Source organism: Frankia sp. CeTa3Moorea, assembly GCF_978021225.1.
Genome location: NZ_CDXDOR010000171.1, coordinates 1 through 9,015, shown reverse-complemented (window position 1 = coordinate 9,015; position 9,015 = coordinate 1). Strand labels below are relative to the sequence as shown.

Annotated in this window: 8 protein-coding genes; 1 reads left to right on the top strand and 7 read right to left on the bottom strand. The window is 70.7% G+C overall.

The features are described from left to right. Positions 1-547: transposase (locus AC08OV_RS21125; protein ID WP_476620175.1), on the top strand; the 547-nt coding region annotated here is incomplete at its 5' end. A 31-nt stretch (positions 548-578) separates the two neighbouring features. Here the strand turns inward: AC08OV_RS21125 and AC08OV_RS21120 are convergent. The 7 genes from AC08OV_RS21120 to AC08OV_RS21090 form a co-directional block, all read right to left on the bottom strand. Continuing rightward, positions 579-2,156 carry an AAA family ATPase gene (locus AC08OV_RS21120; RefSeq protein ID WP_476613950.1) on the bottom strand — a complete coding sequence of 526 codons (1,578 nt, stop codon included), beginning with the start codon at positions 2,154-2,156 and terminating at the stop codon, positions 579-581. A 972-nt stretch (positions 2,157-3,128) separates the two neighbouring features. Continuing rightward, positions 3,129-5,495, bottom strand: coding sequence for a heavy metal translocating P-type ATPase (locus AC08OV_RS21115; protein ID WP_476613951.1), 2,367 nt, complete (start codon positions 5,493-5,495; stop codon positions 3,129-3,131). A gap of 23 nt (positions 5,496-5,518) precedes the next feature. Continuing rightward, positions 5,519-6,490 carry a hypothetical protein gene (locus AC08OV_RS21110; protein ID WP_476613952.1) on the bottom strand — a complete coding sequence of 324 codons (972 nt, stop codon included), beginning with the start codon at positions 6,488-6,490 and terminating at the stop codon, positions 5,519-5,521. 24 nt (positions 6,491-6,514) lie between these two features. Further along, on the bottom strand, positions 6,515-6,721 hold the full coding sequence (locus AC08OV_RS21105) for a heavy-metal-associated domain-containing protein (protein WP_476613953.1): 207 nt from the start codon (positions 6,719-6,721) through the stop codon (positions 6,515-6,517). Between the two features lie 210 nt (positions 6,722-6,931). After that, positions 6,932-7,633, bottom strand: coding sequence for a hypothetical protein (locus AC08OV_RS21100; RefSeq protein ID WP_476613954.1), 702 nt, complete (start codon positions 7,631-7,633; stop codon positions 6,932-6,934). Positions 7,634-7,871: 238 nt separating this feature from the next. Next, the gene (locus tag AC08OV_RS21095; protein WP_476613955.1) at positions 7,872-8,093 is read right to left on the bottom strand and encodes a heavy-metal-associated domain-containing protein; all 222 of its coding nucleotides are present in this window, start codon (positions 8,091-8,093) and stop codon (positions 7,872-7,874) included. A gap of 42 nt (positions 8,094-8,135) precedes the next feature. After that, positions 8,136-9,015: urease accessory protein UreH domain-containing protein (locus AC08OV_RS21090; RefSeq protein WP_476620174.1), on the bottom strand; the 880-nt coding region annotated here is incomplete at its 5' end.

Here is a 9,015-nt window from a genome sequence, read left to right as displayed (position 1 = left end):
GGCCCCACCCGCCCCGGGGCGGGTCATGCGCGTCGAGCACGAGTACGAACGCCACGGCGCGCTCGCGCTGCTCGCCGCGCTCGACGTGCACACCGGGCAGGTCATCGCGACGACGCCGCCGACGACCGGCATCGCCCCGTTCGCGGCCCTGATGGACCAGCTCATGGCCATGCCCCGTTACCGCGACGCGCCTCGGGTATTCGTGATCGTGGACAACGGCTCCGACCACCGCGGCCAGGCCTCGATCAAACGACTGAAGAAGGCACATCCGACCTGCGTGCTGATCCACACCCCGGTCCACGCCTCCTGGCTGAACCAGGTAGAGATCTTCTTCTCGGTCATCCAGCGGAAGGTCGTGTCCCCGAACGACTTCGCCAGCACCGAGGCGCTCGCGGCCACGCTGCAGGCATTCATCGCCCGCTACAACGTGACCGCGACGCCGTTCAAGTGGAAGTACACCGCCGCCGATCTCGCCCGGCACCTCGCCCGGCTCCCGGACCAGGAACCCGCAGCGGCCGTCCGTCAGCCCGTGCCCGAGGCCGCCTGACGACCCCCGAGGAACTTCCAGCGCCAACCACTTAGGCTCGCAGGAGGGTTACAGCGCGGCCCGTCGGTGTGGTGACCGTATCGAACTGGGTGCGTTCGGTGATGTCCGCTGCGCCTGGGCGGCGGTCGAAGAGGATGAGGGTCCCAGCGTCGAGGCCGATACGGTCGAGGTAGCGGTCGAGCTGGGCCAGGCCCTGGCGCAGCGGGTTTGCCTTGCCCGGGTGCCAGACCTTGAGCTCGAGGGCCTCGCGCTGCCAGCGGCGTTTGCCGCCCTGATCCGTGTAGGGCCATCGCACGAGCAGGTCGATCCGCCCGGCGCCGACGCCGTACTCGCGTTCCACATAGCCGCCACCGTTGACGACGCGTTGGAGGAATCCCATGAGGACGAGCTGCGGGGCGACCTCGTGGTAGTGCTCGGTCGACGTGAGGACATCGCCGTGTTCGATCCAGAACTCGGCGAACTCCCGCAGCAGCATCTGGAAGTCGAAACGGCCGTCTGACCGGACGAAGCTGCGGGGGTCGGCGACGACGTTGGCCTCGACCTGTGAGGTCAGGACCCGGACGATGACCTCACGGTAGATCGGGTTGGCGATCCGCACCGGATTCTTTGGGGCGATCAGGCCGAGGTCGCGGGTGTAGGCGAGGTCGTCGTCATAGGGGTTGAGTTGGATGAGGTCGCCGGCCAGCAGCGGCTGCACGATCCGGCGGACACGGGGCTCGGCAAGCCGGGCCGCCAGGGAGTCCAGGTGGGTCGCCCGGGCAAGGATCAGTCGTTCCTTGGCCTGCTCCAGGTGGTCGACCGTGATCGGCGCCGAGGCCGGCACCGCCAGCTTCACGACGATCTCACGCGCGAGTGCGTTGACCAGCCACGGTTGACCGGCGGTCAGCTCGTAGGCCCGCGCCACCGCCGCTGGCGTGAACTCCTGCCCGGTGTCCGCGGTGTGCTGGCCGTAGAGTTCGGCGACCTCGTCCGGGGTGAAGTCCCCCAGCCGCAGCGACTCCAGCTTGATGTTGAAAGGGCTGGACGTCCCCAATCGGGACGGGTCGCCACCCGCGGCCGACTTGTAGTCGCGGATGTCGCGCAGGCCGCACAGCGCGATCGACGCCGGGAACTGGCTGGGGCGACCACGGTAGCCGTTGCGCAGCTGGCTTAGGATGCTGAGCAGGCTCTGCCCCTGCAAGGCGTCGATCTCGTCGAAGAACAGCACCAGGGGCCGTGGGCAGGCCCGCGCCCACGCGCGCAGTGCCGTGCCCAGCAGGGTCTCGTCTGGGGCGTCGGGCCATTGCGGCGGGCGCAGCTCCGTCGGGAGCGCGTCCTCGGCGGCCTCGCGGATCATCTGGAGAATGCCCCGCGCCGCGCGGCCGTAGTCGTCGTGTGCCGCCCGGCCGACCTCGCAGGAGAACAGCACGGCCGCGTACCGCCCCCGCGCGGTCAGCTCGTCCGCGAGAGCCTGCAGCGTCGTCGTCTTCCCCGTCTGCCGCGGCGCGTGCACGACGAAGTACCCCTCCTGCTCGACGAGACCGGGCACCTCCGGTAGCCGCGACAGCGCCGGGATCATGTAGTCGATCCCCGGGCGGCACGGACCAGCCGTCTGGAACCGGCGACTCACCGATCGTCACCTCCTCCATTCCCCCGAAATCGCTTCGCAATTCCGCGGGTCCCGGGGCCACCAGCAGGGAAGCGCTCCGCCCACCACCCTACGCAGCAGGCACACGGAGATCGACGATCTCAGCCCGGGCCACCCGAGCGGCCGACCACGCTCGCCGCCACCCAGCTGCCCCACCAGAGCGCGCGGGCGCCAGGGTACGATTCGGCGCCGTGCCCGTGTCTCGTAAGCGGAAGAATGGAGTGATCCCGCTTCCGTGGACAGCGACCGCCGGCGTTCCTCCTCCACCATGAATGGCGGGGTCACTTCGGGGCGTGGACGCATTGGTAATCGGCGACAAGATCCGGTTCGCTCCGCCTGGCGCGGCGGATGCACGCCGCCGTGTCGCCGTGTCGTGGTGCAGTTGGTGCACGTGGAGCGGATGAGGCTGGCATGACAGAGCTGCTGCTACGCGATGCCGAGGCTCTGCACCGCGCCCTGGCGATGTCCAGTGGAGAGGTGCGGGTGGCACTCTCCCGCGAGACGGCTGAACTGGTCTCGCGGTTGCTCGACGCCCGGGTGAGAGGCGAGGAACTCGTCGTGACCCCTCGCGCCGCCGAGGTTACGCCGACGGAGGCGGCGGTGCTGCTAGGCATGTCACGTCCCCAGGTCCGCAAGCTGATGGACCGCGGCCTGCTGGAGTTCCGCAATCCTCGCCGAGGCCGTCGAACACCTCAGGCCGAACGTTCCAGGCTTCGACGACGCGGCCGCCCGGCGCCTGGTGACGGCGATGAACCGCGCGTTCCCCTTCGCCGAGGAGGACTTCGGCACACTCGTCGACGTCTGGCTACCCGACGAAACGGTTCGTCCGCCGGCCGCCCGCGCCACCACCGCTGCCGGCACCCGCCTGGATCAACCCACCCGGAACGATCCCGGCCCAGCCCGCCACCGCCACAGAACAGCCAGCTCAGTAATTCCTACAAGATCTTGTCTCGATCAGGTTGACAGGTTCCGCGCAGCTGTCGTCGCTGGCGGATCGTCGATCTGGCCGGTGAAACGCCGCAGTCGCAGGCTGTTCGCGACGACGAACACTGAGCTGAACGCCATGGCGGCTCCGGCGATCATGGGGTTGAGCAGGCCGGCCGCGGCCAGGGGCAGCGCGGCGACGTTGTACGAGAACGCCCAGAACAGGTTTCCTTTGATCGTCGCCAGGGTGCGGCGGGACAGCCGGATCGCGTCGACCGCGGCCCGGAGGTCGCCCCGGACGAGGGTGAGGTCGCTGGCCTCGATCGCGACGTCCGTGCCGGTGCCCATGGCCAGGCCGAGGTCGGCCTGGGCGAGGGCGGGGGCGTCGTTGACGCCGTCGCCGACCATCGCAACCACCTTGCCCTCGGCCTGCAGGCGCTTGACCACGTCGACCTTGCCGGTGGGCAGGACCTCCGCGACGACGGTGTCAGGGCCGGCGTCAATGCCCACTTCCGAGGCCACCGCTCGGGCGACCGTCGTGTTGTCGCCGGTGAGCAGGACCGGGGTCAGTCCCAGGCGGCGAAGCTGGGTGACAGCCTGCGCCGAGGTGGGTTTGACCACGTCCGCGACGACGAGCACGGCGCGGGCCCGGCCGTCCCAGGCGACGCCGACGGCGGTGCGGCCGGCTTCCTCGGCGGCGGACTTGGCCGTGGCGAGGTCCGGGGGAAGCGGCTGGCTCCACTCGTCCAGCAGCGCCGAGCGCCCGACGAGCACGGCGTGCCCGTCGACGACGCCCTGCACGCCGAGTCCTTCCAGGTTGGTGAACTGTTCGACGTCGGGCAGGCTGCCGACCTGGTCGCGGGCCCCGCGCATGATCGCTGCGGCGATCGGATGTTCCGAGGCGTTCTCCAGTGCGCCGGCCAGCCGTAGTGCCTCCGCCTCGTCGACGCCGGCGGCGACGTGGACCTCGACCAGGCTCATCCGGCCGGTGGTGACCGTTCCGGTCTTGTCCAGCACGATCGTGTCGACCCGTCGCGTGGACTCCAGCACCTCGGGGCCCTTGATCAGGATGCCGAGCTGCGCGCCCCGCCCGGTGCCGACCAGCAGCGCGGTCGGCGTGGCCAGCCCGAGCGCGCACGGGCAGGCGATGACCAGCACGGCGACCGCGGCGGTGAACGCCTCCGCAGCGTCGGCGCCTGCCCCGAGCCAGAAGGCCAGGGTGGCGGCGGCCAGGGCGATGACGACCGGTACGAACACGCCGGAGATCCGGTCGGCGAGCCGCTGCGCGGCGGCCTTGCCGTTCTGGGCCTCCTCGACGAGCTTCGCCATCTGGGCCAGCTGGGTGTCGCCGCCGACCCGGGTGGCGCGCACGATCAGCCGCCCGCCGGCATTGACTGTCGCTCCGGTCACCGCGTCGCCCGGTGCCACTTCGACCGGAACGGACTCGCCGGTCAGCATCGAGGCGTCGATGGCGGACGAGCCTTCTTCGACCACGCCGTCGGTGGCGATCCGCTCCCCGGGCCGGACGACGAACCGGTCGCCGACGGCTAGCTGGCCGATCGGGACGCGCACCTCGGTTCCGTCGCGCAGGAGCGCGACGTCCTTGGCGCCGAGTTCCAGCAGCGCCCGCAGCGCCGCGCCGGCACGCCGCTTCGCGCGTGCCTCGAAGTAGCGACCGGCGAGTATGAACGTGGTGACTCCGGCGGCGACCTCCAGGTAGATGTTGCCGGTGCCGTCGCCGCGAGCGATCGTCAGCTCGAAGGGGTGCACCATGCCCGGCGTTCCGGCGGTGCCGAACTGCAACGCGTACGAAGACCAGACGAACGCCGCGCCGACCCCGATCGAGATCAAGGTGTCCATCGTGGCCGCGCCGTGCCGGAGATTGGTCCACGCGGCTCGGTGGAACGGCCAGGCGGCCCAGGTCACGACGGGGCTCGCCAGCGCGAGGGAGTACCACTGCCAGTTGGTGAACTGCAGCGCCGGGACCATCGCCATCGCGACCACCGGCACCGCCAGCACTGCGCTGGCGATCAGGCGCTGGCGCAGCGGCCGTGTCGGGTCCGGTTCGGCGTCGGCCGTACCGGCGGCCGCACCGGCGGCCGCTTCTGTGTCCGCCGCCCGCGGCCGGGGCAGTTCGGCGGTGTAGCCGGCCGCCTCGACCTGGGCCACCAGCACGCCCGGGTCGACGCCGCCCGGGGCGCTCACCCGGGCCTTCTCGGTGGCGTAGTTGACCGTGGCGGTGACACCGTCGATCTTGTTGAGCCTGCGCTCGACGCGGTGCGCGCACGACGCGCAGGTCATCCCGCCGATCGACAGTTCGATCTCGGTCACCGCGGCGTCGGCGGGGTTCGCCGCCGTGGTGGCCGTGTTCGTGCCAGCCGTCGCGCTGGTGCTCATGGGCGCCGGCCCTCCTCTCGCGATCAGTGCCCGTGGCCGTCGTCGACGTGCCCGGCATCGGGCGTTCCCTCCGATGGCGACGCGTCGGCGTCCGGCGGGGCCGGTCCGGTGGGCACGGTGAACTGCGCCGTGCGGACGACCCCGTCGTGCTGGAAGTCCAGGAACAGCCGGTAGCTGCCGGCGCTGGGCACTTCCGCGACGAACGGGATCTTCGGACCGGCTGCCGGTCGCCGGTCGCCGGTCGCACCGTCGGGGTGGACGTGCAGGTAGGCCAGGTCTGTCTCGCGCAGCGCGACGAGGTGGCCGTAGGCGCCGAGGTAGGGCTCCAGGTCCGTCACCGGCCGGCCGTCCTCGCGGACGGTGAGGGTGAGCGGCGAGGCTTGCCCGCCGACTAGCTCGCCGCTGAGCGTCACCTCGTAGCGGTCCACCGTCGCCGTACGCGACGGCACGTGGGTGACCGGCTCGAACAGGCCCGGCGCGCTCAGGTCGACGCCGAGCGTGGTGCCCGTCCCGCCGGTGGGGGTGAAGTCGGCGAATGCCCGGTAGGAGCCGGCGGCGGGCACGGCGAGCGGGACCGACCAGGTCCCGTCCGGCGCCATCCCGGGATGCAGGTGCTGGAACCCGGTGCCGTCCCGGCGCACCACGATCAGGTGCATCCGCTTGTCGTGCTCGACGTCGAACGCGGTGACAGTGGCCCGGTCCGGTCCCACGATCCGGAAGGTGAAGTCCTCGACGGCCTTCGGGTTCAGGGCCGATTCGGCGGGCACGAGCGTGTAGCCGCCCGCGCTCGACGCGAGCCCCCCCGGCAGCTCCGGCTCGGAATCCGGGGTGGTGCCGCCATGGTCACCCCCGTGATCGGCGTCCGCCGCGGAGACGTGCTCGACCTCCGCGTCGGCCGTGCTCAAGGGGCCGACGGCGTTGCCCACGCCGTATGCCGCCGTGGCGACCAGGACGAGCCCTGCGCCGAAGGCGGACAGCTTCGTTCCAGTGTTCATCTCGCACGCGCTCCTTCGGGCACCTCAGCTGACGAACTGGTAGCCCGCCTCCTCGACCGCGGCGCGCACCTCGGCCGGGTCGAGCTGCCGGTCGCTGGTGACGGTGACCGCGCCGGAAGGCAGGTCCACCGCCACGTTCGTCACGCCCTGGATCTCGCTGACCTCCTCGGTGACCGAGGCGACGCAGTGTCCGCAGGTCATACCGGTCACGGTGTAGGTGGTCTCGCTCATCAGACGTTCCTTCCGGGATGTTCGAGGGCGTCGCGTCAGGACTGGACGGGGGCCATGACGGCAACGGTGTCCTCTCATCGACTCACCGTTACTGGGAGCATACCCCGGGGGGGTATGTGATGTGAAGCGGACAACGCCATCGGTCCCTCGCTTATCAGCAGGATCGCCGGACGGCTCTTGCTCCACGCCCGCCCGTTTGGCGTATGAGGGTCAATCGTCGTGTGGCGCGGTGCCTGGAGGATGGGTGTGGCTGGTGGCGGGTTGAGAAGGTTGCTCCTGGGCGCCGGACTCGTCGCCCGGAGGCGGTGAGGGGGGTGTCTCACCTGCGCCGTCGTGCGGGGCCTCCGCGGTCTTCTCGTCGGGACCGTGAGAATGCGGCACGGCTTCGTCGGTCATGTCGTGGCTGCCGTGGCCATGGCTGTGTGCTCCAGCGAGTTCGACCGCCGGCACGGCGAAGCCGGCGATCCCGGCGCCGACAGATCCGATCACGACCGCCGCGCTGAACGAGGAGCGGAACCCCCGCGCCTGGCGCGACCGCAGACAGCCCACAGCAAGGACGCAGACGACCACCTCGAAGGCGACCGTGGTGAGGTCGACTCTGTCGACCTGTTCGGGAATTCCGGCGTGCGGGCCGACGGGGAACCCCGTCGTGCGGCTGAGGGCCCACAGGAGGATCGACCCCCCGTTGACCAGAAAGCCGGCTGCCATCGTCCGCGACCCCGCACCGCGCATCACCGCGAGGGCCCAGCCGGCCTGGAATACCGCCGTCGCGAAGAAGAAAACACCCGACAACGGCCAGTCGGCGAGATGGGCCGGCGCGACCGCGGCATGCGTGGCGGCGGCGCCAGCGGAGGCGAACGCCGCCACGATCCGGCCCGCCCCGACGTCGGCCATGATCCGAGCGTCGGTCATGATCCGAGCGTCGGCTCTTCTCCGTCCCGCCGCGTGCCTCCCTTGCGGAACGTGATGTGTGGTGCGGCGGATGACGAGCGGTGTGGTCGGTGGAGCGTCCACTGCTCGGCTCATCCGGTCATGAAGGACAGCATGCGGATCATGCCGGCCTCCCCGGTGGCAAGTGGTATGGCGAACCCATGCGGGGACAGGAAGTACAGTCTGCTCGTCACGGGTCCTCGCGTCGCCGCCTGATCCGTCATGTCAGCGGCGATGCCTGGTAGCCGAGTTCTTCGATCGCCTTGACCACGTCCTGCGGACCGCTCTGGCTCAGTTCCAGCTCGACCGTGGTGCGGCCCTGCTTCAGGGTCGTCTGGGTGCGGCGGACGCCTGGCAGATCCTCCAGGGCGTCGTCGATGAGCAGCGCGCAGCTGCCGCAGTGCATTCCTTCGACGCGGAAAACGTGTGTGGTCGCAGACATTATCGGCTCCCTCATATTCTTCTTCAACCGAGGAGGACTTGTTCAGACGACGGTGATGAGCCCGGTGTACATTCCCATGCCGCAGGCATAGCGCAGCGTGCCGGGCTCCAGCACTCCGAGGTCGATCGTCGTTTCGCCCTGGACGGGCAGGATCTTCGCGACGTCGCGGTCCGGGATGACGAACGACTGGATGCAGCCCCGGACGTTGTCCGAGTGCACGACCAACGTCGTGGGCACACCGGCGCGTGCCTGGACGTTGCCTGGGCTGTAGGAGTCGGCGTGGGCCGTGATCTCCACGGTCTGGCGTCCCTCGGCGGTCGACGCGGCGGACGTGTCAGCCGGCTGCTGCCGGGTGAGCCCGAGGGGCTCGGCGAGCCGGTTGGCGGCCAGCGGCGATCCGGCGAGCTGCAGGCCGCCGTTGAGGGTGTAGAGCCCCATCGCCAGCACGACCAGCCCGGTGACCACGGCCAGCCGGCTGCGCCACGCGGTCGCGGCCTTGCGGGCGGCGTAGCCGAGAACGGCGAACAGCGGGCCCGTGCCGAGCACGAACACACCCATCGTCGCCGCGCCCGCCAGCGCGGAGCCGGACGCGAGCGCGAGCGCCTCCACCGACAGCGTCACTCCGCACGGGATGAGGACAGTAGCCAGGCCGAGCAGCGCCGGCGCCAGAGCGGCCTGGGAGCGGGCGCGGCGACGGACCACCCTCATCCACGACGCCGGCGGCTCGAGGACGATCCCGCGGAAACCCGGCACGCCAAGCTGGGCGAGACCGAACACGATGATCAGCAGGCCCGCGCCGATCTGGAGCCACGTGCGCGCATCAACCGACAGTTCCGCCGCGCTGCCCACGGCCCCCAGCAGCGCCCCGAGCAGGACGTGCGAGACGAGCTTGCCGGCCAGGAACCCACCGACCGGGGTGAGG

Bases quoted from the DNA above. Each gene is read 5' to 3' on its own strand.
- AC08OV_RS21115 (WP_476613951.1), bottom strand. From the start codon at position 5,495: ATGAGCACCAGCGCGACGGCTGGCACGAACACGGCCACCACGGCGGCG.
- AC08OV_RS21110 (WP_476613952.1), bottom strand. From the start codon at position 6,490: ATGAACACTGGAACGAAGCTGTCCGCCTTCGGCGCAGGGCTCGTCCTG.
- AC08OV_RS21105 (WP_476613953.1), bottom strand. From the start codon at position 6,721: ATGAGCGAGACCACCTACACCGTGACCGGTATGACCTGCGGACACTGC.
- AC08OV_RS21100 (WP_476613954.1), bottom strand. From the start codon at position 7,633: ATGACCGACGCTCGGATCATGGCCGACGTCGGGGCGGGCCGGATCGTG.
- AC08OV_RS21095 (WP_476613955.1), bottom strand. From the start codon at position 8,093: ATGTCTGCGACCACACACGTTTTCCGCGTCGAAGGAATGCACTGCGGC.